The organism is Sulfitobacter sp. TBRI5, from assembly GCF_051013555.1.
In the GTDB taxonomy this organism is placed as follows: Bacteria; Pseudomonadota; Alphaproteobacteria; order Rhodobacterales; family Rhodobacteraceae; genus JL08.
Genome location: NZ_CP112884.1, coordinates 1,971,390 through 1,993,160, shown reverse-complemented (window position 1 = coordinate 1,993,160; position 21,771 = coordinate 1,971,390). Strand labels below are relative to the sequence as shown.

Below are 21,771 nucleotides of genomic sequence, written 5' to 3'. Positions count from 1 at the left end.
CGCAGAGGAAAACCTACCGCTTTGCTTGGATACTCACAGATCAAATCTCTGCTGATCAGCGATGCCAAGATCGGACATCTGCTGTTTGAGTATTGGCGAATTCTCTAACTCACGTACATCTTCAGGGTCGCAAGAACTCAACAATTCTTTTAGCCCCTCCACGCTCTTTACTTCAAAAAACGCCTTGAGCGGGGAGAGATAGATAAGGGAGCTCTTATTCTGCCCCAGGAGTTCACAAACATTCGTCATCGAACCTGCGCTTTTTCCATCCCATAACACGAAACCATAGGTAGCCTTGGCGGCCATAGCCTTGTCTTTTTCAGTATGGATCGCTCTACCTTTTAGTTTGGGATCGACAAGGATCTTCTCAGCACTCCAAGATCCAAAGTTGTTTCGACATGTGCTCCCCGCGAAAAACACCTCAACGTTGGAATATTGCTTTTCAGCAAGGAACGCCTGCATCGCTTTATCTGCACCATAAGCGTCTCCTATGACGATTGTCATACCTCGATTAATGACATTCTCAAGCCGCCCTCGGATTTCTGAATTGAGCCTATTGATCTTGCGCGATCCAGATAGAAATACCGTCTTCATTGATTACAACGTGTCTTCGTCATCGTCAGAACCCATACCTCACCCACATTTCCTTTCTCCTTCAGAACGTCACAACACGCGCGCAACGTCGCCCCTGATCTGTAAAGGTCGTCTATAAGTAACACGTTCATAGCCGAAATGTCCTCTGATCCAGCAATGTGAATGCTTTCTTTCAGTAAGCGCTCGCGGTCTTTTGGGTCGTTCATGCCTTTCAACTCCACACTACTCGTCTTGCCCAGAAAGCCCGAGAGAACAGGTGCATTTATTCTAGCTCCCAATGCTTGAGCAATGGCGTCAACAGGCTGTCTTGGTCGGTCCTTGGATGCAGGCACCGGAATGATGTAGTCAAAACCTTCTGCTGTTATCTCCTTGCTGATTAGCTGGACAATCCTGGGAATGACCGAATAATCATTTAAGTACTTCAGTCGATAGACCTGCTGGCCCATATCGCTTCGTGTGTTATCCCAAGTTGCGTTCCCACGCTCATCCTTACCGGTAAACTCGCTTGCAATCGTATGCACGTCACAGTAGTAACCTCCCGTCCAATTTCCGGACAATCCCCGTGAAAGCGATCCATAAAGACCTGTGTCGGTTCTTTTCTCCCTGCGCGCGACAGGGCCTGTTTGCATGCGTGGGTTGACCAGTCGAACAGGTTTTCTGGGAATAATCTCGGCACTTGGCTTTGAAGCTGGACCTTTTGAAGAAGGGGCCGGTGGATCCATCCGTTTCAAAACCGCAAGAATCCGGTTACCGCCATTCTCGGTCATCACTCTTTCAAAAGTGGCCATCAAAGCGGGATCACAATGCAGTTTTCGCTTTGTTTGCTCGAGGAAATTTTTGTGTTCAGCGACGATGTTTGCGACGGCTAATTTAATCTCGCTTTCGTTCGACGCTCCCTCAACCTCGATAGGCAAGCTGTAGTCAGCCACCTGTCTGACCTTGGGAGCAGTTGTGACAGTCTTTTTGTCTCCATCACAGTCAAACCCCTCAACTACCTTATCAAATATTGCAGCAAATGCGGGATCTTTCGTGCGTTCTTGGATTTCCAGGTCCTGCTCGGAAATCTTCAACATCGATTCAATAAACCACTTTTCTTGACTGTATTCAGACTTGGCGGCAAGAGTGATGTTTAATTTGTCGAGTTTCTTCCCGACGCTTTCCATTGCCTCAGTTGCCGCGTCAATTACCCCTGCTACCGTTTCGGACACCCGAGGAGTGCCTGGATTTACACTTTTTAGCTTTTCCTTGGTATGCTCGCGGCCAGGATCACTTCTCGGCCCGCCTCCCCAATTGTTAAGTTTGTTGATCCAACTGCCAACAACTGCGGTGATGAAAAGTACGTGTGGCATTGCTGCAATTAAACAAATGGGATTGAGACAGAATCCAAAAAACAACAACTGGTTCAACAGCATAACCGCGATGAAGGTGCCCGTGTATGTTGATGCAACGTGCTTTGTTCGCTGCCAAAGATTTCTATACATCTTGTCTTGTGCCAGGTCCTTGAGCCGTCGCTGAACCGGAAATAAATAGAAATTACGTCTCTTTTGCGGCAAAAGCACAAAACCTCGCCCATTGCCCTAGACTGCTTATCTGCTGTCTGGCGACCGCAATAAACCTGGACTGAAGGGCACCTGTGTGGACAGCATCTTGCGGACGATGGTTTTGAGATCAGGCGTTCCCTTGGGACGTCCCTTTGGATTACCTGACTGGCCCTTTTTGAACTGACCCGCCTCGGGTGGCTTACCAAATCCGACATCATACTTATTCTTCTTTCTGTCAGTCATGGTCAAACTCCCCGGCTTCAAGAGACGACAGGCTTACCCCGTCCGCGACACGCACAGGGTCTTCACCGGTCTCGGCGCGCCAGCGTCGCAGCATCACGTCGACATAGGCGGGGTCAATCTCAAGAAGACGCGCATGACGACCAGACCGTTCCGCGGCCATCAGCGTCGCCCCGGCGCCTCCGAACGGATCAAGGACGATATCGCCGCGGCGCGTGACATCGAGAAGCGCATCTTTCACCATCGCCACCGGCTTGGCCGTCGGATGCGCCCGAAGTTCCTGCATCCGGCCTTCCCGGAAAGTATTGACGCCGGCGTACCGCCAGACATTGGTCCGGTTGCGACCAAACCGACCCAGCTGAACGTTGTTGCGATGAGGTGCTCCCGCCTTTGCAAAAACAAAGACAAGCTCGTGCTGCGAGCGATAGAGCGAGCCCATGCCGCCGTTGGTCTTGGCCCAGACGCAGAGATTGAGTTGCGGACCGATTGCTTCCCTGCCTGTGAGTGCCAGATCGGAGGCATGCCGCCAGTCCATACAGATATAGTGACACGCCTGAGACCAAGGTTTCTGGCTGCCGCAAGCCGACCGTGTCCCGCGATCAGCCGATCGCACTCATCGACAAGTATCGGATTGGCAAAGCCAAACGCTTCAATGCTCCGCGCAATCTGGCGGATTTGCCGGTTGCTGTGTGTACGGGCGTTGCCGGGATGACCGGTGAGGTCTTCCGGCGGTCGGTATTCTATATGAAGGTCGGGCATTCTGATCTCCTTTGCTGTTGCGCCAACGCATGCAAAAGAGATCCATGATTTTCGGGTCAGATGATAATGGACCGGTTAGAATTTTTCGCGCTGGGAGATCAGAATGCCCGAGGCGTTTTTTCGGTTCCACGCCGCCAGGCCCTCGCCATATCCAGCGGCTTCTCTCTTGTGAGATCGGCAGGAAGAGCGAGGTTCAGTTCGCGCGCCAGGATACGACAGCACTTGAGACCAAAGCCCGACTCTTCATTGTCGTGCGCGTCCCAGTTCCGCGTTGGGGCTTTGCCCGTCGCTCGGGTGAGTGCGCTTACGACAGCTTTGACCAGTATGTCGTGCGATGCCTCAACAGGCGCCCTCGTAATCCCGTCGTGGATGGCGCGTCGCAGGTCTTGCAAGACCGCAGGCAAATGCTCAACCGCCTTACAAGGCTCCCTTTCCAATGGGTCGGTCTGAAGCGGTCTTATGACTTCCTCAAGATGGACGGTTATGAGTTTCGCCAGTTCAGGCTTGCTCAGGATGGATGTGCAGATCTCCTCCGGAGACATTTCTCCACTCTCAAGCGCCTTAGTTACTTCATAAATCTGAGACCTCAAACGCACACCAAGCTTTGAAGACGGTTTCTTGGCATCCTTTGACAGTTTTGCGTCAAGGGCTGCCCTAAGCTCTATTACTGCCGCTTCGGCTGCGTCAGAGAAACCTATGTGCAGAATGCTCAGTGCAATGTCTATTCTCTCAGCAGGCAAGTGCATTGCCAGTAAGGCGACCAGTTCAGATTGAACCGTGTCGGATAGTTTTGGTCTGCCCTCAACCCAGCCAAAGTCGTCCGATGAAAACCTGATCAGATCCCGCTCGTGGAGATAGGAAATTGCGTCATCAGTTCGGCGGCTTTTATTTGTCATGGCCCGCGATAATAGCACCGGTGAATCTACCCTGCTACTGCCAATTCTTTCCCTGTTCGGATTAAATAAATTCCCTGTTACTGCAAGTAGGGAAATTGTTCGTAACGCACTGAAAATACGCAGGGAAAGGCACTGGCAAACAGTGTCACATCCCCAAAAACGGCAAAATTCCCTGTTCTTTCCCTGTAAAACAGGGAAATCAGACCCGAGATTGGATAGCTCAGGACTGGAAGCACAGCCAACCACTCCAAGATTTTCAGGTAGCGAGAGACTGCCGCGGTATTGTGGCGTGTTTTCAGACTCTTGGCGTATGGGGGTTCAGACTGAGACGGCAGCTTGAGCACGGATCCGGCCAAAATCAAGCCGCAGTCTCTGTTTGCTATTCCGGCGGTACGAGTTTGGAGAGCGAAGGGAAGTTCTGGCTTACAGCAGCGCGAACTGTTCGCGCTGCTCTGACCACGCAGCGGGTACACCCGACTTGATGAGAGTGTCGGACGTCAGGCCATCCGGCTGTTCGCCTCTCGCAATTGCATCTAGGATATCAGGCGCGAGCATCGCGAGATCGACCACATCCTGAATGCGGCGCTTCGATGTGCCTTCCGCCTGCGCGATTTCAGTGAATGTCTTTCCGCTAATAATCATCGACATCCACTTCTGCGCTTTGACGATGTTTTGCACGAGCGTCCGGTCAACTTCGGGCGGCGCATCACCGAGATGCAGTTTCAGCTCGACGCCGCGGCGGCGCATCCGGAATGGCGATATAAGGGTCAGTTCTTCTGTGTTGATCCGATCTGCATCACATTCCAGAGTTTGAGCGAGTTCACTCTGGCTCACATGAACGGTCAATACGCCAGGTTTCAGATCGGCCCGTTCAATCAGAGCCAGACACCGCCTTACTTGCTGGATTGCGTGCAGTTTAATGGATTTGGCAGCAACCTCTGAAGCTGCTAGATTCCGGAGAAGCCGCGTAGCACCGTCGGGGCGCTGCAGATGCTTTCTGACCAGATCCGCAATCAGCCCTTCCAGTTGCTCCGCGGGCAGCCGCCAGGCGTCAGGATGCTTCCGGCTGCGGTCCTTCACAAGCCTGTGAGAGATATAATAGCGCAGACGCTTGCCATTCTTGCGGCTGTGACTGGGGGTCAGACGATCTCCGGTTTCGTCAAAGAGCTTGCCGACCAGCAGAGATCTCGTCGCCTTTCTTTTCGTGCAACGGGCCTTTTGCGCCCCGTTCATCAGCATCTGCTGCACATTATCCCAGATGGACGGTTCAACAATTGCGGGGTGCTGGCCCTCATAGACCTGACCTTTGTGCCGGATGCGTCCGGCATAGATCGGGTTGCTCAGGAGATGATGGATGTGACCGCGATCAAAGGGTGTGCCACCGGAGACGCGCCCTGCCCCGCGCACCCGCCGTCGCGATCTGAGACCAAGACCTTCCGCACGCTCTTTAACTTCGCGAATGAGACCGTGCTCCATATAGAGCTCATACAGTGTCCTGATCGTTGCCGCCTCCTCTTCGTTTATCTTCAGGGTCCGCCCGTCTGCTTCGTAGCCAAGCGGGACATTCCCGCCCATCCAGAGGCCTTTGCGTTTCGACGCCGCGATCTTGTCCCGGATGCGTTCCGCGGTGACCTCGCGCTCGAACTGCGCAAAGCTGAGAAGCACATTGAGCGTCAGCCGCCCCATGCTGGTCGCCGTGTTAAAACTCTGGGTGACCGACACAAATGACGCCTCCGCCTGATCCAGCCGTTCGACCAGTTTGGCAAAGTCGGCCAGAGAGCGGGTCAGGCGATCGATCTTATAGACGACGATCTGATCGACGCGTTTCTCGTCCACCGCCTGCATCAGCCGCTGCAGGGACGGCCGTTCGAGATGCCCACCCGAGATCCCGCCATCATCATAGCGGTCCGGCAGCAATTCCCAGCCCTCATGCTTTTGACTGGCGATATAGGCTTCGCAGGCCTCGCGCTGTGCATCGAGCGAGTTGAAGTCCTGATCCAGCCCCTCTTCAGAGCTTTTGCGGGTATAGATCGCGCAACGGATCCGACGCATCACTGAACCCCGAAGAAGCGCGGACCGGACCAGTGCGCGCCGGTGATGTGTTTGGCGAGTGCGGACAGCGACCGCCAGGATTTGCCATCCATGACATAAGCGCCGTCTTTCACCTCAACCTGATATGTGCGCCCGTTCCATTCACGCACCAGATGAGAGCCCGGTTTGGCGGTGGTTGGGACTACCTTACCAGAGGCTATCTGGTTCAGACGGCGCTTTGTTTTGGCCGACACACCGCCCAGCGCACTGTTCTGTATCTCCCAGATCAAAACCCTTTTCATGAACTGGGGTGAGAGATGCTTGGGTGGTGGTCGACCAAACATTACTTTCCAACGGTCAAGGCATTCGGCGCGATCAAAGGCTTCGATCTGCGCTATCAGGTTTGGCACCTTATCGGGTTGGCCCGTACTCATTGAACACCATCCTGTTCCACAATCCGATAGACCGACCCTTTGTCCGTATCGCTGCGGGCAATCTCGCAACCTGCTTTGCGCTGCGCAGATATCGCCGCGCGTGCTGTGTGCGGCTGCCAGCCAAAGGTCTTTTGAAGCTGTGCAATCGATACGCCGGACTTGCGGGTGAGTAACTTTTGAAGCTGCGCAGGACGCGTGAGTTTGTTTGCGCCAGGCTCGGGTTTATCAGTCTTGCGCGTTTTTACTTCTGATACTGTCATGGTTGTCTCCACTCTGCAGGCAAAGGCCAATCCCTCCCCCTGTACTGAGTGGAGCCCGATCATTCCGGGCGACATTCTTCGCGGTCAGTACCGCTCTCGCGGGCTCAGAAGTCCAGTCATTTTTGCACTTACTGCCCGAAGCTGCCTTTTGAAAGAGGTTGAAGGTGACCCGCCGCAGCACATCATACCAGACGTTCGTCTGCCATGACGCTGAACGATCTAGTCAGCAATTGTAATGCTGTCTATCGTTAAGGCCAACAAACATCTTTGCGAGTGTAGGATCATTGCCATGATCAAGATGAGAGATTTGAATTCCGGCTTTGCATATCGATCGTCGTGGACCGGGTACGCCAAGGGCCGAGGCCTTGATATTAAAAACGCCCCGGTGCTGCACAGCGCACGCATTGATGCCAATCAAGTCTACTACGATCCTTTCAAGGGACCGCGGCACGGTTTCTCAAAAAAGTATGAGCAGTTCATAGAGGCTCTGAAAACAAGCGAATACGCCATCGTTCGACATGGCGGAAAAGATGAGAACCAAGAACTATTCGGGTCGGGCAAACTGATTGCCGTCTATGAGCTTGTTTCCTACACAATTGACGAAAGCGGCGGTGTCAAGATCCAACTCGGGAAACGCGTCGCATTTTAGATCGAACTCTCGCGTGATTGGCTCCAAGCGCCGCCGCACTTTTCCAGCCCAGAGCTGACCTTCATCTGACTGACCATTGCTGCGGCGCAACCTCCCAAAACCGGTCATTGGTCGGAGGCGCAGTATTTTTGTACCGTGGAGGAACGGTTAGACTCTTGAGTCCAGCCTGAACAAGAGTTTCAGGCGGCCATACGGACGGTCTGGTTCATTCTGGCAGGTGCAATTTCCACACTGACGCCCTGACGGAGCCGGGTTCTCAGCCAGATCAGCTGACAAATATTAAGCCTCAGGTGCCTGAAGATCATGCGGATGTTGTGATCGCAGCCGCACAGCACAGCGAAGATTGCGTCGCCATCGGTTCCCTTATCGGGACGCGCCAGATCATGCTTCGAATACTGAGCAATATAGGCCGCAGTATCGCCTTGGGCCTCAGCGATCTCTTGCAGACACATCTTGGTCAGGCGATCTTTTCGATCGCTCGCGTAATTGCCGCTGTCGCTGCGCAGATCTGGAAAGTATCGTTGCAGACGAAACCAACGCACCTGGATTTGACGCTTTGCAGTTTGAAACCCCAACAACGGTGCAAAAGGTCAGACAGTGAAGTCTTTACGTTTGAGAACAGCCAATTAGAAGCGTTTCCATGGTCGTGTGATGACGTCTTTTCATCAATCGGGATTTCGCGACTTCAAGCTTTAAACGCGCGGTCTCCAACTGGAGCATTGCTCTCTCGCGTTGCTTGTACAACCGCCGAACATTGGAGCCCGGGTTCCCTATTATCGCGACGTGGGCTTGGCGAGTTTCTGGAAACCAACTCATAGCTTTTAAAGTCGAAAGATTCCAAGCATTGTCGGCTACCACGTATTTGCGATATGCTAGTTCAAGGGCTCGACGTCTGGTTTGCAATTCGACAAGCATATAGTCCCCTCCACGATCTACGATCCACTTAAGTCTAGGGTAAACTCGTGCGGCGTTTGTATCAACTGTTGAGGGCACCGAGAGCATGAAGGCCTGGGTCTACTTATTCTTGAATTGCCTACAAATAGACGGTCAGGATCGTGCTGGACGGGTTAAAATCCGTTTTTGTCCCGCGGAGCAGTCGTGCGCTGCAGTCTGAATCAAGGCCTGCCAAGAAGATTTAAACATGGGAAGTTTCGTGGGGGAGCATGCGAGCTCAAATCGAATTACTTCGGAAAAATCGTCATACATGCTACGCAAGCACGCTGCCCCCACACCACTTTAAATTGTGGCAAAACTATGTCTATCCCGTTTTAGGAAACAATCTGTTTTCAAAGCGCGACTTATAGTGCTGGTTTTCTTCATGTGCTTCGGGGTCAAAGTGGAATCTAAAACGGCTCAAAGTGGCAATACTGGTACTACCGGTTTTCGACACCTCGCCGCCGAACATCAATCGGCGCAACCAGCCCAAGGCAAATGCACAATTAGATAGTTCGAGCAACTTTGATCGTCTTTCTTCGCTGAAGTAGAGAATAGGTCAACAGAAATCCGAGAAAACCTGCGGAAATGGCGCTCGACCAAGCTACTTTCGGAATGCACGAGCAGAGGCGTGCAGTCTCTTCATGTCATCGTCTTGGATGCCCAATTCGTCTAGATGCATGACCAACGACTGAAGGTAATCGAAATTTGGGCCAAGCCCGCCTTCGGCGACTGCAATCATCCGAGCCGCTTCCTCGACGGTCAGATGCGGCATATAGCGGCGGTTCGTTCGGTCCATGACGAAGACCAATGCTTCTACTGACCCTTGAGGCGTTTCAACTTCGTGAAACACAGGACAGTAAGCACCGGCAAACATCTCCCTGTGCCACATGAATTTTGTCTCGCGATCCACTAAATCTGCAGCGATCCTGAAGGCAACACCGTCACATTGCCCACCTTGATCAAGCGCGGCCATAAGCCCGGGCCGATCATGGCTGCCGCGGCCGCCTTCCAGCAGCATACAAAAACTGCGACGCCAGCCTGATAAAACGCCACGCCGGTATTCTTCGACATAAACCGCTGGATCCCAGATCAAAGAGCCATAGGCGAAAACCCAAAGATCCCGAGACCATCGTCCTGCTAGGACCGTTTGGCGATTGGCTTCTCGCGCGTCGTGGTCCATGCGCCATCCCGGTGGCCAACCCTCGGCCTCAGCTTGCTTATCCAGTTCATCGAAATATTCATGCCCGAAACGCATCTCCGAGGACTCTGGAGGGGTGATTAGATCGCGAAGGGCGGGGGTGTTTTGAAAGACATGTTCTAGAAAAGGCATAGAGCAGTCTTGTTGGTTTTCAGCCCCGATGACCAGAGTAGAATGCGCTGCAGGAAATCGTCGCCAAAAAAGCATCAGGAAACGTGCGGGGTAATCCGTAGATCATCATGTCACAATCTCCTTGTGCATTGATCCTGCTGTTTCGTGCATCAGACCCGTCAATGCAACAAATCAGCTGATCCTGCCTGACCGCTCAGATGATGCGTGACAAGAATGCAATCAAGCGAGTAAGTATGTATTCATGAAACAAATCCCAAAGAAAACGACAGATGATGCCTTAATTCAGGAGTTTCTGAACAAAGGCGGCAAGGTGAACATCGGAAAAACCAAACCGCTTAAAGCCGAACTGGGTTTGAGTAACAATGTTTGGAACAACAAGCTGACCAAAGAAGAAAAGTCGGCACGGGATAAGAAGTGATCTAGTGCGCCAGAAGCAGATTTTCCACAAATTGAAACTTGCTTCTTTGTGGCGCACCGAGCCGCGCATGTAACGGGTGGCTGCCTTTGCGGCAGCATCCGATATGAAGCCGACGTTTTTTTTCAGAATGGTTGTTCCGGATGCTGATCGAGAGTTCTTTGCGGTCCATTTTGCCATCACATCTGTTGCCTTTACAGAAGCCCCCCCCTCTAAAAGTATTTGCGGAAAAATCTGTCTACCCACGCCGGTCCCCTGACCTGAATGCTTTGAACTTTTATACCCCCCCTTCGAAGGTGCCCCGCCCATCCTTAGTGCAAGTCATTGCTGGCTTCATGGTAGCTCCGATCAGTTATCTGACGGGCTAGAATACAGGCCTGTAGGTTTTCACATACGCGCACCGCGCCGATATTCGCCAAAGCGGACGTTCAATGCAGTCACAACGAAGGTCTCAGTTGCGGACTTTTGTGCCGTTCAACTTTTGCACCTTTATGGCGTCAAACGAGTATAATTAACTCCGAAAGAGTTGGGGCGTTGAGATCAGTCATCTTCTTTCATGCTTCGTAGCGTGTTCGGATAAGGAAAACGAAAATGCTCAGCAAGAGAACGGTATAAGCGATGCTGCTCGCGCAGCGATGGCCAGAGGCGCGCGTTGAGCGGTTGAAGAGACGATGGTTTGTACAAACGCACCCGGCCGACCAACTTGCAAACGCTATGAAAGCTGTGGCCCAACGCAATTAGTGTCAAATCAACTGATGACATGACAGACACTATCCGCCAGTGAGCAAAACTTGATTGAGGGCGCTCCAGGCCGAATATAGTGAAGCGTTAACCGTTTACGTTAAGGACGACCGAATGAGAAAATTCTTAGTGCAAACATTCGTCGCTGGGATACTGCTATTCATCCCGGTTTTTTTTCTGGCTTTCGCTTTGTTGAAGGTTTTCGAAGTTATAAAAAAAATTGTAGGCCCTTTGGTCGAGGAATTTGATATCGATACGGTCGCCGGGCTCCTGATTTTGAATGCTTTGGCGGTCCTGGCATTGGCGGTGATGCTGTTCTTGCTCGGTCTGCTCGCGTATCTTCCCGCCGTTTCGTCCCGCGTGGGGAGCTTGGATCGCCTCCTGTCGGATCGTGTTCCAGGCTATTTGATCATAAAGGGTATCATACAAGGCAGGGTTCTGCCGGATACCTCCGCGAACAATCTCAAGTCAGTTTTGGTGAAATATAATGACACGGCGCAAATTGGCTTCGAAGTCGAGCGAACACCGAGCGGCGAGGTGATCGTCTTCCTGCCAAATGTTCCTAATCCACAGACTGGTCGGGCTGCAGCTTTCAAGGCCGAAGACGTTGAGCCGCTGACCCTCCCTCCGCATAAATTGGTTGAGGCATTGAGCTTCTTTGGGAAAGGAATCGGTGGCGAAGTTGCAAAAGCGCGAGAAAGGCGAAACACGTCGAACCATATCTGATTTTTCCTATGCCTTTTCCTCATGAAAGGCGAACGTGGGCTAATGCTAATGGGATGTACCGGCTGCTTCACCCAGCAGGTTAGGCTTGGCCTATACTGCAAAAAGGAGAAGTAGCATGGCGAAGAATGATTTTGATGAGCTGATGTCAGTTGGCGTTGATATCGGCAAAGACGTATTTCACTTGGTTGGCTTTGACAAAGAAGGTCGGCTTGTTTTGCGCAAGAAGATCAAACGCATGGCGTTGGTTGCGACGTTTGAGGAGCTGCCGCAATGTATTGTCGGGATGGAAGCTTGCCTGAGCGCGCACTTTGTCAGCCGAACGCTGAGCAAGATGGGGTTCGAGCCCCGGATCATTCCCGCGATTTATGTGAAGCCTTTCAACAAGGGCCAGAAGAACGACTACAATGACGCTGAAGCTATTGCAGAAGCCGCTTTGCGTCCCAATCTCAAGACGGTATCGGAGAAGACGCAGGAGCAGCTTGATCTCCAGGCGCTGCATCGCGTTCGGTCACGGCTTGTGTCACGTCGGACAGCAGCAATGAATCAGATCCGGGCCTTTCTGATCGAACAGGGGATCACTGTCCGACGTAGTGTCGCGGCTCTGCGCGCCTCGCTCGAAGCCATTCTTAGCAATCGCGGCGACGAGATGTCCTTGCGGATGCGGAGATTGATCCTGGGGCTCCAACAGGATTGGATATGGCTGGATAAACGGATCGATATGACCACATCTGAAATCAAAGAGGTCAGCGAGACCGAGGAAAGCTGCCAACGTCTGATGACCATTCCGGGCATCGGGCCAATCATCTCAACGGCTGTGGTTGCAGCTGTCGGGACCGGCGAGGCTTATGATCGGGGGCGAGATTTTGCGGCTTGGCTGGGGCTCGTTCCGCGACAACACAGCACCGGCGGGCGCACCATCCTGGGTCGTATCACAAAACGAGGCAGCCGGTATCTCCGCATGCTGTTTGTGCAGGCCGCGCAGGTCATCATGATGCGACCGAAGAACTGGCATAAGTTTAGTTTTGGCGCATGGTTGGAAGCCGCCGCGACGCGCATGCAGCACAACAAGCTCGGCGTGGCGCTTGCCAATAAGCTAGCGCGGATCGCATGGAGTGTTCTTAACTCAGGCAAGGACTTCGATTGGATGGAAAAAGAATTGGCGACTGCGATCTGATCACAGCCGCAAACGACGTTCGTAAACCTCAAATGCATGGAACGGAATAAAAACGCACTCAAAGTCTGAGAGCCCGAATGGTCATAATCGACCTGTCCGCTAATGAGACAAAGGCGCGTGCGTACTCCCAACAGGGCCACGGCAAGCAACACAAGCCGATCCAAAGGCCGGATACATATCAGCGACTTCCAGAAGACATGCAATTGAACACTTGCGAACAGCAGCCGGTACATACATTCGGGCTCTTTAAACTCTCAACACTCAAAGCTGGGCATTGTCAGACAAAACCTGCTTGAGACGGGCTGGGCGGTTCCGTACTTTTCGAACATGACCAAACCTGATCCATTTCGTTACTTTAAAACTAGCCCCGAGATCATCCGATTGGCTGTGATGATGTATGTCCGATTTCCGTTGTCGCTAAGGAATGTGGAAGATCTGCTCCACGAACGGGGCATCGATGTGAGCCATGAAGCGGTGAGATATTGGTGGCATCGGTTCGGCCCGATGTTCGCTGCCGAGATCCGAAAACGGCGGATTGTCGGCATGAAATCGAGTAAGTGGCGCTGGCATCTTGATGAGGTGTTCGTGAAAATCAACGGTGAGCGGCATTATCTTTGGCGCGCCGTGGATCACGAAGGCGAGGTTCTGGAAAGCTTTGTGACGAAGACCCGCGACAAGAAGGCTGCTCTGAAATTCTTAAAGAAAGCAATGCGTAAGCACGGTAGTCCCGAAGTGATCGTAACCGACAGGCTGCGATCATACGGTGCTGCACTAAAAGAAATTGGCGCAGCAGATAAGCAGGAAACGGGGCGCTGGCTGAACAACAGGGCGGAGAACTCTCATCTGCCGTTTCGACGACGAGAACGCGCAATGCTCCGCTTTCGACAGATGCGATGTCTGCAAAAATTCGCTGCTGTTCATTCTACCGTTTACAACCATTTCAATCAGGAGCGCGCCCTCTACAGCAGAGACCATTTCAAGATCAACCGAGGCGCCGCTCTTGCCGAGTGGCGCCAGCTTTGTTCCACATAGGTTCCGGCATTTGGCGGCAACCTGAGACGGGTTCGAATTCGTCTGACAGCACCCATGTTTCGGACTGCGTTTTTGTTTCGCGGCCGACTAATGCCGCACCCAGCGTGCACTGAAGATCGTGACGGATATGACCTTCTCTCTGGTTTCCTGTCCACTCATTGTGGCAAACCAGCCTTCAACCAGCCTTTGCGGCAGTTTTCTGCGGAGGCGGGAACGGTAAATATCGGCATCTGAGCCTGCGGGGACGAGGCCGTTATTTCCGGACGCAGCGCCTGCAGGTCACTCACCGCCGCCTGCGCCACATCGACTTTGTCCAGTTGTCCGAGGGACGCAATGAGCATGAGGTGGCTCATAACAAATCCTGAGCGTACCGCCAAAGCATTGCGGCAAGCCTCGGCGGCCTCTTCGTAGCGTCCCATGTGAAAGAACGCACAGCCTTGGACGAGATAGGCGGCATGGCGCAGCGGATCGTGCGGGCTAAGGACGATAGCCTGAGACGCATGTTCCAACGCATCTTGCGGCCGATCAAGAAGGAACAGGTTCATAGATGCCAACATATGAACGGTCGCCGCGTTCGGGATTTCGGCCAACGCCTGTTTGAAGGCCTCCCTGGCCCGTGGCAAGTCGCGTGCCAACATAGAGATCGAGTGTGCCGCATAGGCCATGGCAATCCCGTCGGCGCGATCGCTCGTCAGAACCTTCTCAGCTGCAGCAACGGCTGATTTTGGCCCCTCACCTACGGGCTCGAGGCCCTGAACCATGCGCTGAATGTGCAGCCAGGCCATCAGCCCCGCTGCGGCTGCGTAATCAGGATCCCGCTCCAAAGCGAGTGCGGTCAGCTTGATCGCCTCTCTGTTGTCATTGTCCGTCAACAGGTGGAAGTGCGATTGTGCCCGGAGGTAGAGCTCATAGGCTTCCAGGTTCTCCGTTGGCTTCGCCCGTGCACGATTGGTTTCGGCGTGCCGGAGCGACGGTTCAATTGCAGTAACCACTTCTTGGGTGACCTTGTCCTGAAGATCGAAAATGTCATCCAGCACCCCGTCAAAGCGATCAGCCCAAAGATGGCTGCCGTTATCAGCATCAATGAGCTGCCCCGTAATACGGACTCGTTGACCCGCCCTTCTGACCGACCCCTCCAGCACATAGCGCACGCCCAGGGTTCGACCAACTTCGCGAATATCCGTGCTTTGGCCTTTGAATGTGAACGAAGAGTTTCGCGCCACCACCATCAGCCAACGGAACCGTGAAAGCTCGGTGATAATGTCTTCAGTGATGCCATCAGCGAAAAACTCCTGCTCGGGATCCCCCGACATGTTGTCGAACGGAAGGACTGCAATTCCAGGCCTGACATCTGACATTTCGGCAAGATTTGGCGACGTCCCTTTGGGCCAGCACCAGACGCCGATGCGGCGGGTGATGTTCTTCAGTTCCGTTTGCTCTCCGCCGTCAAACAAGGCTGCGTTGCCTCGGTCGAGGCTGTTGTGAGAGGTATCCGAAATCAAAATCTGATCCGGCTTGGCCAAAGATTCAAGCCGCGCGGCGATATTGATGCCATCACCGAATATGTCGTCGCCATCGGTGACCACTTCGCCCGTGTGAATGCCAATTCGGAGTCGAATATCGTTTGATTTGCGGGACGATTGTATTGCGATGGCGCAATCGGCGGCGTCGGACGTCGAAAAAAACTCGACGATCCAGCCGTCCCCCATACTTTTGATCAAGGTCCCATTATGGGCCGCGAGGATCGACATGAGCGTTTCTTCGCGAAATGATTTGAGCGCTGCAATAGTGCCCTCGCGATCATGATCCATAAGCCCTGAATACCCAACAATATCAGCCGCCAGTACCGTCGTGAGCCGTCTGTCCATTCCCATCTCCCTGTTAATTAGAACTTAGCGTGCTACTTTGGTTATGTCAGCCCGATCGCCCAGTGTGAAATACAGGCCCCGCTTGAGAGTGAAAACAAGGTGATTTTTTTGAGGAAAACTAGAGAGTTTGTTCAGCTCGGCGGATCGTCGTTTCAGTTTTGGTAAATAAGGAAATGTCTGCATCGGGCTCTGACCGGTCAATCGCCGCAATTTGCGCCAATGTCTGAATAGCGGGACGGAGCGGGCTTTCGCCGCGGTTGCGTCGAGGTCTGCTAGGGGGATAGAGTTGGTCGGCTCCACCCTGAACATTCTGGACGAACACAGCAGGGAGTGCCTTGCGATCCGGGTGAACCGCAAGCTGAACTCGGCCGAGGTGATCGACGCCCTGACCGACCTGTTCATCCTGCGGGGCATTCCAGCCTACATTCGGTCAGATAACGGCCCCGAGTTCATTGCTCAGGCCGTCCGAGACTGGATTGCAGCCGTCGGCGCCAAGACCGCCTACATCGAGCCGGGGTCGCCCTGGGAGAACGGATATTGCGAAAGCTTCAACGCAAGGCTCCGGGATGAGCTGTTGAATGGTGAGGTCTTCTACTCGCTTCGCGAAGCACAAATCCTGATCGAACAGTGGAGGAAACACTACAATACCAAACGACCACTTAGTGCTTTGGGCTACCGCCCACCGGCTCCGGAAACCATCGTCCCGATGGAAACCAGGCCAATCATGCACAAACATTCAAACTGAACCACTCAAATGGGGCAGATCATCGCTTTGATTTCCGATCCCGAGTGTCGGCAGGACGGCCTGCACAATATTGACAACGTTTCGTTCGTCTGAGGACTGATCGTCTTTCATCGCGGTTGTTATGGTGAGGTATTGGAAACGTGAAGCGAAGAGCTTGGCCAGCGACTTACTAATTTGAGTGCACCTGCGCTGGTTTGAGGGCACTACGTGAAGGTTGCAGAGGCTAGTCTTGTCGCGATCGTGCGTGTTGCTTAACTGCACCACTTTTTGCCGATGCTGAACGAGCACGGCCTTTCAAGCTAAATGGCGGTTTTGGTCTACTTCGCTCTTACGAAACCATCCGTCAGTCGTTTGATTTATTGTTAGACTCAACATGACGAAGGGCCAACAGCGTGCACGGTGGGCCGATGATTTCAAATATTACAGTGGCAGCAACTGTGAGCGTCATGATCGTCGAGCCCCATTGCGGGATCGCCTCGGCCGCGACCAGCGCCATACCTACCGCAACCCCAGCTTGCGGTAAGAGAGCGGGCCCGTAAGCGTGCCGCTCTGTGACCGGAACTCGCCCTATTCGTGCTCCTATTTCACCGGCCATCAGGCGCGAAACGATACGCAACGCTACATAAGCCACGGTGATCCACCCTAACGACCACAGGGCGTCCACTTTTAGGGAGGCCCCGGCGAGCAGGAAAAAGAGCAGCATGAACGGCCATTGAATATGCTCGATTTCACTGAATGCGCGTTCATGGTGTCGCGCGAAATTCGCGATTACTGCACCTGCGGTCATTCCGGCGATCAGGAAAGACACCTCCAACAGTATCGATATCCCCGCTGTCAAAAACACCACGCCTATGGCTTCGGTTTGAAGCGGTTCCCCCGGCTTGAGCCGTCCTGTGAAATAGGCCGCTGGCACTCCCACGGCGGCCCCAAGAAGGATCGCGCCACCGATATCACGCACCACACCCAGAAGGGGTTCAGACCAGCCATCAGACGTATGCACGAGAGCAAGGCAAAAACTGAACACCACGAGGCCCCAAACATCGTCGATTGCCACAATACCGCTTAGAGTTTCCGAAAAACCGTTTCGAATCCCTGATTGATGGATGACATCAGCGATAGCGGCGGGAGCCGTGGCGGTCGCGATTGCACCCAGCAAAAGTGCGAGTCCTGGATTCAGGCCAAGCAGCGTGAGGCCGCCCCAGACGATTATTGTAGTCCCCAAAACGACACACAGCGAGATTGCAAAGATTGCACGCCCGTGTCTCGACAGGTTCTCCCCAGTTAACTCACTGCCGAGCAAAAACGCAACCATTGTCAGCGCGATTATTGAAAGCGGTTCGAACCATTCAGTTGATGTTTCGGGCAATAGGTCGAAGCCAGATTGGCCGACCAGCAAACCCAATAGCAAAAGCATCGTCACACGCGGCAAGCGGGTAGCGTGACCAAGCTGGTCAGCCACCAGTCCTGCCAGGAAAAGCACACCCAGCGCACCCATCAAAAGACCGTAGTCCAAGCTGTCTCTTCCCTTTGTCGGGTGTTGCGTTTTCCAACACTTGCCTGAAACAAAGGCCGCGAACCAGATAATTTGCGCGAGACACGAGGCTGGTACGCCAAAAAGGCCTCAATTATTGTTTGGCCGCAATTGGAGAGGTGGTGTCAGACCAATTCGAACCCGTCTCTGCAAGGACAGCGACACTGTCCATTAATTCACAAAGAGACCGCGCCACTCAGCCAGAGCGGCGGCACGGTTGAGTTTGAAATTCGTTCGATTTGAAAGGCTGCGTTCCTGATTGAAATGATTGTAGACGGAAGCGTGAACGGCGGCGAATTTCTGCAAACTTCGCATGCGCCGGAAGCGGAGCATCGCCCGTTCTCGTCGTCGGAAAGGCAGATGTGAATTTTCCACTCGGTTATTCAGCCAGCGGCCTGTTTTCTGCTTGTCTGCGACGCCAATCTCTTTGAGCGCAGCGCCGTACGATGCCAGCCCGTCCGTCACTATAACTTCAGGATTGCCGTACTTACGCATTGCTTTCTTTAAGAATTTCAAGGCAGCTTTCTTATCGCGCACCTTTTTGACGTAGCTTTCCAAAACTTCGCCTTGATGATCGACGGCCTGCCAAAGATAATGTCGCTCGCCGTTGATCTTCACGAACATCTCGTCAAGATGCCAACGCCACTTGCTCGATTTCACGCCAGCAACCCGCCGTTTTCGGATCTCCGCCGCGAACATTGGACCGAAGCGATGCCACCAGTATCTCACCGCTTCATGACTGACATCGATGCCGCGTTCATGCAGCAGATCTTCCACGTTGCGCAGCGACAGCGGGAACCGGACATAGAGCATAAACGCCAGGCGGATGATTTCGGGACTGGTTTTGAAGTAGCGAAATGGATCAGGTTAGGTCATCCGGTGAGGCTACGAAACCGCCCTGCCCGGCTCAAGCTGGTTTTGTCTGACAATGCCAGATTCCCGGACCTGAGTGCTAAAGCTGAAATTGGCAAAGCTGAGTTCGTAGTTCGTGCTCATAATGGGTATCCAATCAGAGGTAAGGGTCAGCGTTTCGAGCGGACCAGATCGCGGAGTTCGTTTTTGCGGATTTTTCCGGTGGTGGTTTTCGGTAATTCGCCAAAAATGACTTTCTTGGGGCGCATGTATCCGGCAAGGCGGGTTTTGGCATGGGCCAGCAGTTCTTCTTCGGTCGCCTTGCCCGACAGTTCGACAAAGGCGCAGGGCACTTCGCCCCATTTTTCATCAGGCATTGCCACAACAGCGACAAGACTGACGGCGGGATGTGAATAGAGCGCTTTTTCCACCTCGATGGAGGAGATGTTCTCGCCTCCCGAAATGATGATATCCTTGGAGCGGTCGCGGATCTCGATGTATCCATCGGAATGCTGCACCGCGATGTCGCCCGACCAGAACCAGCCGTCCTTGAAAGCCTTCGCCGTTTCCTCAGGAGCCTTCAGGTAGCCCTTCATCACAATATTGCCGCGAAACACGACCTCACCCAGCGTCTGAGTGTCCCAAGGGACGGGCGAGCCTGTCTCTGGGTCGAGAACCAGAACGTCTTCCTCCAGCTCATAAGCCACGCCTTGTCGCGCCTTTAGTTCGGCCTTTTCCTGTGCAGGCAGGTCGGCCCAAATAGGCTTTTCAGCGCAAACCACTGCCGGGCCATACACCTCGGTCAGCCCGTAGACATGGGTGATGGAGATGCCCATCGCCTCCATCCCCTTTATGACGCTGGCAGGCGGCGGCGCGGCGGCGGTCATCATTTTTACCTTCTGCGGGAAGTCGCGTTTCTGTTCCGCACCGCTGATCATCGACATGATGATCGGAGCACCGCACAGGTGGGTCACACCATGATCGGCAAGAGCATCATAAATTGCGTCAGCACGCGGCGCGCGCAGGAATACATGGGTACCGGCCAGCATGGTGATCGTCCACGGGAAGCACCAGCCATTGCAGTGAAACAGCGGCAGCGTCCAAAGATAGACAGGGTGATGCGACATTTCCCAGGTGACAACGTTGTTGACCGCATTCGTCCATGCGCCGCGGTGGGAATAGACGACGCCCTTGGGCCGCCCTGTCGTACCGGAGGTGTAGTTCAGCGCCAGCGCGTCCCACTCATCATCTGGCAGAGTATAGGCGAAGTCCGGATCGCCCTCGGCCAGCAGGTCGTCATAGCTGAGAGCACCTATCCTGTCGCCGCCAGGTCCTTCGCTGTCTTCGATATCCACGATCAGAAGATCTCGACCCGACTGGGCGACCGCCTCGGCGGCCATCGCTGACAATTCGGTATCCACCAGCAAGACCTTTGCCTCGCCATGATCCAAGATATAGCAGATGGTTTCGGCATCGAGCCTCGTGTTGTTCGCGTTCAGAACCGCGCCCAGCATCGGCAACGCCAGCGCGCATTCCAGCGCCTCTGGGATGTTCGGCGCGATCAGGGCAACGGTGTCGCCCTTGCCGATACCACGTTTGGCCAAAGCCGAGGCCAGCCGCTTGCACCGCTCCGCGACCTCACCCCAGTTGCGCCGGATCGATCCGTGGATCTGCGCGGGCAGTTCCGGGTGTACCCGCTCAACGCGCTTGAGGATCGAAACGGGGGACAGTGCCGTGTGATTAGCGGCATTGCGCGCCAGCTCCGGCCCATCAAACGTCATTCGCCTGTCCATTCTGGCATGGGTTCCTTGCGGGTGAAAGCACCGATTCCGGCCTCGGCGTCGCGCGCCATCATGTTCTCGGCCATAGTGCGGCCTGCAAAGGCATAGGCCTCTTCCAGCGACATTTCGGCCTGCTCATAAAAGGCACGCTTGCCGATCTTGACAGCAGAAGGTGATTTGTCGGCAATGATGCGGGCCATTTCCATGGTCTTCGCCTCGACTTCTGCCAATGGCACGACACGATTAACAAGACCCATCTCGGCGACGCGGGTGGCAGGCAGAAACTCACCCATCAGCAGCATTTCCATCGCCATCTTGCGCGGCACGTTGCGCGATAGCGCAACCATTGGCGTGGAGCAGAAAAGGCCGATATTCACGCCCGACGTGGCGAATGTCGCATCCTCTGCGGCCACGGCCAGATCGCAGGACGCCACCAACTGGCAGCCCGCCGCAGTGGCGATTCCCTTGATCTCGGCTATCACGGGCTGTGGCAGACGAACGACGCGTAACATCATCGCCGAGCACTTGGCAAAGAGGTCCTGAAAATACTGGAACCCACCGTCTTCGTCGGCGCGGTGTGCGGTCATTTCCTTCAGGTTGTGGCCTGCGCAGAAATGGTTGCCGCCACTGCGCAGGATCACAACCTTGATGCTACCGTCCGCCGCGATTGCGTCCAGCATGTCGGACATTGCAGCCAGCATCGCCTCTGAAAGGGCGTTTATCGATTTGGGGGCGTTCAACGTCAGAACACAGATACCGTCCTGGTCCGAGAGCAGGATGAGTTGATTGTTTTCCATTGTACCATCCATGATTTACTCCAATGTGCCCCCGGCTTTTTTCCAAGCGCCAACGCCGCCGGACAGGTTGACAACCGGCGAGAGGCCCATCTCCATGGCCACCAGCGCTGCCATGGCAGACCGTCCGCCGGAGGCGCAGTAAAAAACATAAGTTTTGTCCTGATTGAATTCGGGCTTGTGGGCGGGGCTTTCGGGATCAACGTGAAATTCCATCAAGCCGCGGGACGAGGCCACGGCACCGGGGATGATGCCGGTTTTGGCCTGTTCGGTTCCGTCGCGCAGGTCAACAAACACGTGATCCGAACTGCCCTCCAGCGACAGCGCGTCTTCCGCACTGATCGCAGGGACGGCGGCCAGTGCAGCCTTGACCAAGTCTTTGGAACTCTTGGTGATGTTTTGGGCCATAATGCCTTTCCCTTTCCGTAAGTTTCTGTACTTC

At 54.0% G+C, this 21,771-nt stretch carries 20 protein-coding genes and 3 pseudogenes; 5 read left to right on the top strand and 18 right to left on the bottom strand.

The features are described 5' to 3' along the window. Positions 1-33: 33 nt before the first annotated feature. The 9 genes and pseudogenes from OLX72_RS10060 to OLX72_RS10020 all read right to left on the bottom strand — a co-directional run bounded on the left by OLX72_RS10060 (position 34) and on the right by OLX72_RS10020 (position 6,755). Positions 34-594 carry a hypothetical protein gene (locus tag OLX72_RS10060; protein WP_433990384.1) on the bottom strand — a complete coding sequence of 187 codons (561 nt, stop codon included), beginning with the start codon at positions 592-594 and terminating at the stop codon, positions 34-36. After that, positions 591-2,153 carry a ComF family protein gene (locus OLX72_RS10055; RefSeq protein ID WP_433990383.1) on the bottom strand — a complete coding sequence of 521 codons (1,563 nt, stop codon included), beginning with the start codon at positions 2,151-2,153 and terminating at the stop codon, positions 591-593. Before OLX72_RS10055 ends, OLX72_RS10060 begins: the two co-directional genes overlap by 4 nt. A gap of 27 nt (positions 2,154-2,180) precedes the next feature. Next, positions 2,181-2,378, bottom strand: a complete 198-nt coding sequence (locus tag OLX72_RS10050) for a DUF5681 domain-containing protein (RefSeq protein WP_433990382.1) — start codon at positions 2,376-2,378, stop codon at positions 2,181-2,183. Beyond that, positions 2,371-2,910: a DNA-methyltransferase gene (locus tag OLX72_RS10045; RefSeq protein WP_433990381.1), complete on the bottom strand. Its 540-nt coding sequence runs from the start codon at positions 2,908-2,910 to the stop codon at positions 2,371-2,373. Before OLX72_RS10045 ends, OLX72_RS10050 begins: the two co-directional genes overlap by 8 nt. A gap of 59 nt (positions 2,911-2,969) precedes the next feature. Then, positions 2,970-3,134, bottom strand: a pseudogene (locus tag OLX72_RS10040) (ParB N-terminal domain-containing protein); the annotation flags it as partial. A 98-nt stretch (positions 3,135-3,232) separates the two neighbouring features. Then, the gene (locus OLX72_RS10035; protein WP_433990380.1) at positions 3,233-4,030 is read right to left on the bottom strand and encodes a hypothetical protein; all 798 of its coding nucleotides are present in this window, start codon (positions 4,028-4,030) and stop codon (positions 3,233-3,235) included. 423 nt (positions 4,031-4,453) lie between these two features. Beyond that, entirely contained in the window at positions 4,454-6,082 is a 1,629-nt protein-coding gene (locus OLX72_RS10030; RefSeq protein ID WP_433990379.1) for a recombinase family protein, read from the bottom strand. Further along, positions 6,082-6,495 (bottom strand): DUF2924 domain-containing protein, encoded by a 414-nt coding sequence (locus OLX72_RS10025; protein ID WP_433990378.1) that lies wholly within the window; start codon positions 6,493-6,495, stop codon positions 6,082-6,084. Before OLX72_RS10025 ends, OLX72_RS10030 begins: the two co-directional genes overlap by 1 nt. Further along, the gene (locus OLX72_RS10020; protein WP_433990377.1) at positions 6,492-6,755 is read right to left on the bottom strand and encodes a DUF3489 domain-containing protein; all 264 of its coding nucleotides are present in this window, start codon (positions 6,753-6,755) and stop codon (positions 6,492-6,494) included. Before OLX72_RS10020 ends, OLX72_RS10025 begins: the two co-directional genes overlap by 4 nt. Before the next feature lie 289 nt (positions 6,756-7,044). Between OLX72_RS10020 and OLX72_RS10015 the strand changes: the two genes are divergently transcribed. Continuing rightward, entirely contained in the window at positions 7,045-7,404 is a 360-nt protein-coding gene (locus OLX72_RS10015; protein ID WP_433990376.1) for a hypothetical protein, read from the top strand. Between the two features lie 179 nt (positions 7,405-7,583). On the opposite strand, the gene OLX72_RS10010 is transcribed toward OLX72_RS10015, so the two are convergent. The 3 genes from OLX72_RS10010 to OLX72_RS10000 all read right to left on the bottom strand — a co-directional run bounded on the left by OLX72_RS10010 (position 7,584) and on the right by OLX72_RS10000 (position 10,331). Then, complete coding sequence (locus tag OLX72_RS10010; RefSeq protein WP_433990494.1) at positions 7,584-7,946, bottom strand: hypothetical protein; 363 nt, start codon at positions 7,944-7,946, stop codon at positions 7,584-7,586. A 995-nt stretch (positions 7,947-8,941) separates the two neighbouring features. Further along, positions 8,942-9,670 (bottom strand): gamma-glutamylcyclotransferase, encoded by a 729-nt coding sequence (locus OLX72_RS10005; protein ID WP_433990375.1) that lies wholly within the window; start codon positions 9,668-9,670, stop codon positions 8,942-8,944. Positions 9,671-9,947: 277 nt separating this feature from the next. Next, entirely contained in the window at positions 9,948-10,331 is a 384-nt protein-coding gene (locus tag OLX72_RS10000; protein WP_433990374.1) for a hypothetical protein, read from the bottom strand. A gap of 609 nt (positions 10,332-10,940) precedes the next feature. Here OLX72_RS10000 and OLX72_RS09995 point away from each other — a divergent pair. The 3 genes from OLX72_RS09995 to OLX72_RS09985 all read left to right on the top strand — a co-directional run bounded on the left by OLX72_RS09995 (position 10,941) and on the right by OLX72_RS09985 (position 13,758). After that, complete coding sequence (locus OLX72_RS09995; RefSeq protein ID WP_433990373.1) at positions 10,941-11,552, top strand: hypothetical protein; 612 nt, start codon at positions 10,941-10,943, stop codon at positions 11,550-11,552. Positions 11,553-11,667: 115 nt separating this feature from the next. Further along, positions 11,668-12,726, top strand: coding sequence for an IS110 family transposase (locus OLX72_RS09990; protein WP_114868711.1), 1,059 nt, complete (start codon positions 11,668-11,670; stop codon positions 12,724-12,726). A gap of 327 nt (positions 12,727-13,053) precedes the next feature. Then, positions 13,054-13,758, top strand: coding sequence for an IS6 family transposase (locus tag OLX72_RS09985; protein WP_433990372.1), 705 nt, complete (start codon positions 13,054-13,056; stop codon positions 13,756-13,758). Between the two features lie 155 nt (positions 13,759-13,913). Here the strand turns inward: OLX72_RS09985 and OLX72_RS09980 are convergent, their stop codons facing one another. Next, positions 13,914-15,626: an adenylate/guanylate cyclase domain-containing protein gene (locus OLX72_RS09980; protein ID WP_114872176.1), complete on the bottom strand. Its 1,713-nt coding sequence runs from the start codon at positions 15,624-15,626 to the stop codon at positions 13,914-13,916. 301 nt (positions 15,627-15,927) lie between these two features. Between OLX72_RS09980 and OLX72_RS09975 the strand changes: the two are divergent. Next, positions 15,928-16,371: pseudogene (locus tag OLX72_RS09975) on the top strand (integrase core domain-containing protein); the annotation flags it as partial. Positions 16,372-16,714: 343 nt separating this feature from the next. Here the strand turns inward: OLX72_RS09975 and OLX72_RS09970 are convergent. From OLX72_RS09970 to OLX72_RS09950, 5 genes and pseudogenes are all read right to left on the bottom strand, one after another. Next, entirely contained in the window at positions 16,715-17,884 is a 1,170-nt protein-coding gene (locus OLX72_RS09970) for a cation:proton antiporter (RefSeq protein WP_114871317.1), read from the bottom strand. A 189-nt stretch (positions 17,885-18,073) separates the two neighbouring features. Continuing rightward, positions 18,074-18,760: pseudogene (locus OLX72_RS09965) on the bottom strand (IS6 family transposase); the annotation flags it as partial. 164 nt (positions 18,761-18,924) lie between these two features. Then, complete coding sequence (locus OLX72_RS09960; protein ID WP_114871319.1) at positions 18,925-20,535, bottom strand: AMP-binding protein; 1,611 nt, start codon at positions 20,533-20,535, stop codon at positions 18,925-18,927. Then, positions 20,532-21,344: an enoyl-CoA hydratase gene (locus tag OLX72_RS09955; protein WP_433990371.1), complete on the bottom strand. Its 813-nt coding sequence runs from the start codon at positions 21,342-21,344 to the stop codon at positions 20,532-20,534. Before OLX72_RS09955 ends, OLX72_RS09960 begins: the two co-directional genes overlap by 4 nt. A gap of 3 nt (positions 21,345-21,347) precedes the next feature. Next, positions 21,348-21,737, bottom strand: coding sequence for a rhodanese-like domain-containing protein (locus OLX72_RS09950; RefSeq protein ID WP_114871320.1), 390 nt, complete (start codon positions 21,735-21,737; stop codon positions 21,348-21,350). Positions 21,738-21,771 lie beyond the last annotated feature (34 nt).

Excerpts from the sequence above, each read along its gene's own strand:
- OLX72_RS09980 (WP_114872176.1), bottom strand. The coding sequence starts at position 15,626 with ATGGACAGACGGCTCACGACGGTACTGGCGGCTGATATTGTTGGGTAT.
- OLX72_RS09950 (WP_114871320.1), bottom strand. The coding sequence starts at position 21,737 with ATGGCCCAAAACATCACCAAGAGTTCCAAAGACTTGGTCAAGGCTGCA.
- OLX72_RS10020 (WP_433990377.1), bottom strand. The coding sequence starts at position 6,755 with ATGACAGTATCAGAAGTAAAAACGCGCAAGACTGATAAACCCGAGCCT.
- OLX72_RS10005 (WP_433990375.1), bottom strand. The coding sequence starts at position 9,670 with ATGCCTTTTCTAGAACATGTCTTTCAAAACACCCCCGCCCTTCGCGAT.
- OLX72_RS10060 (WP_433990384.1), bottom strand. The coding sequence starts at position 594 with ATGAAGACGGTATTTCTATCTGGATCGCGCAAGATCAATAGGCTCAAT.
- OLX72_RS10015 (WP_433990376.1), top strand. The coding sequence starts at position 7,045 with ATGATCAAGATGAGAGATTTGAATTCCGGCTTTGCATATCGATCGTCG.
- OLX72_RS09955 (WP_433990371.1), bottom strand. The coding sequence starts at position 21,344 with ATGGATGGTACAATGGAAAACAATCAACTCATCCTGCTCTCGGACCAG.
- OLX72_RS10045 (WP_433990381.1), bottom strand. The coding sequence starts at position 2,910 with ATGGACTGGCGGCATGCCTCCGATCTGGCACTCACAGGCAGGGAAGCA.
- OLX72_RS09985 (WP_433990372.1), top strand. The coding sequence starts at position 13,054 with ATGACCAAACCTGATCCATTTCGTTACTTTAAAACTAGCCCCGAGATC.
- OLX72_RS10050 (WP_433990382.1), bottom strand. The coding sequence starts at position 2,378 with ATGACTGACAGAAAGAAGAATAAGTATGATGTCGGATTTGGTAAGCCA.
- OLX72_RS10025 (WP_433990378.1), bottom strand. The coding sequence starts at position 6,495 with ATGAGTACGGGCCAACCCGATAAGGTGCCAAACCTGATAGCGCAGATC.
- OLX72_RS09995 (WP_433990373.1), top strand. The coding sequence starts at position 10,941 with ATGAGAAAATTCTTAGTGCAAACATTCGTCGCTGGGATACTGCTATTC.
- OLX72_RS10030 (WP_433990379.1), bottom strand. The coding sequence starts at position 6,082 with ATGCGTCGGATCCGTTGCGCGATCTATACCCGCAAAAGCTCTGAAGAG.
- OLX72_RS09990 (WP_114868711.1), top strand. The coding sequence starts at position 11,668 with ATGGCGAAGAATGATTTTGATGAGCTGATGTCAGTTGGCGTTGATATC.
- OLX72_RS09960 (WP_114871319.1), bottom strand. The coding sequence starts at position 20,535 with ATGACGTTTGATGGGCCGGAGCTGGCGCGCAATGCCGCTAATCACACG.
- OLX72_RS10035 (WP_433990380.1), bottom strand. The coding sequence starts at position 4,030 with ATGACAAATAAAAGCCGCCGAACTGATGACGCAATTTCCTATCTCCAC.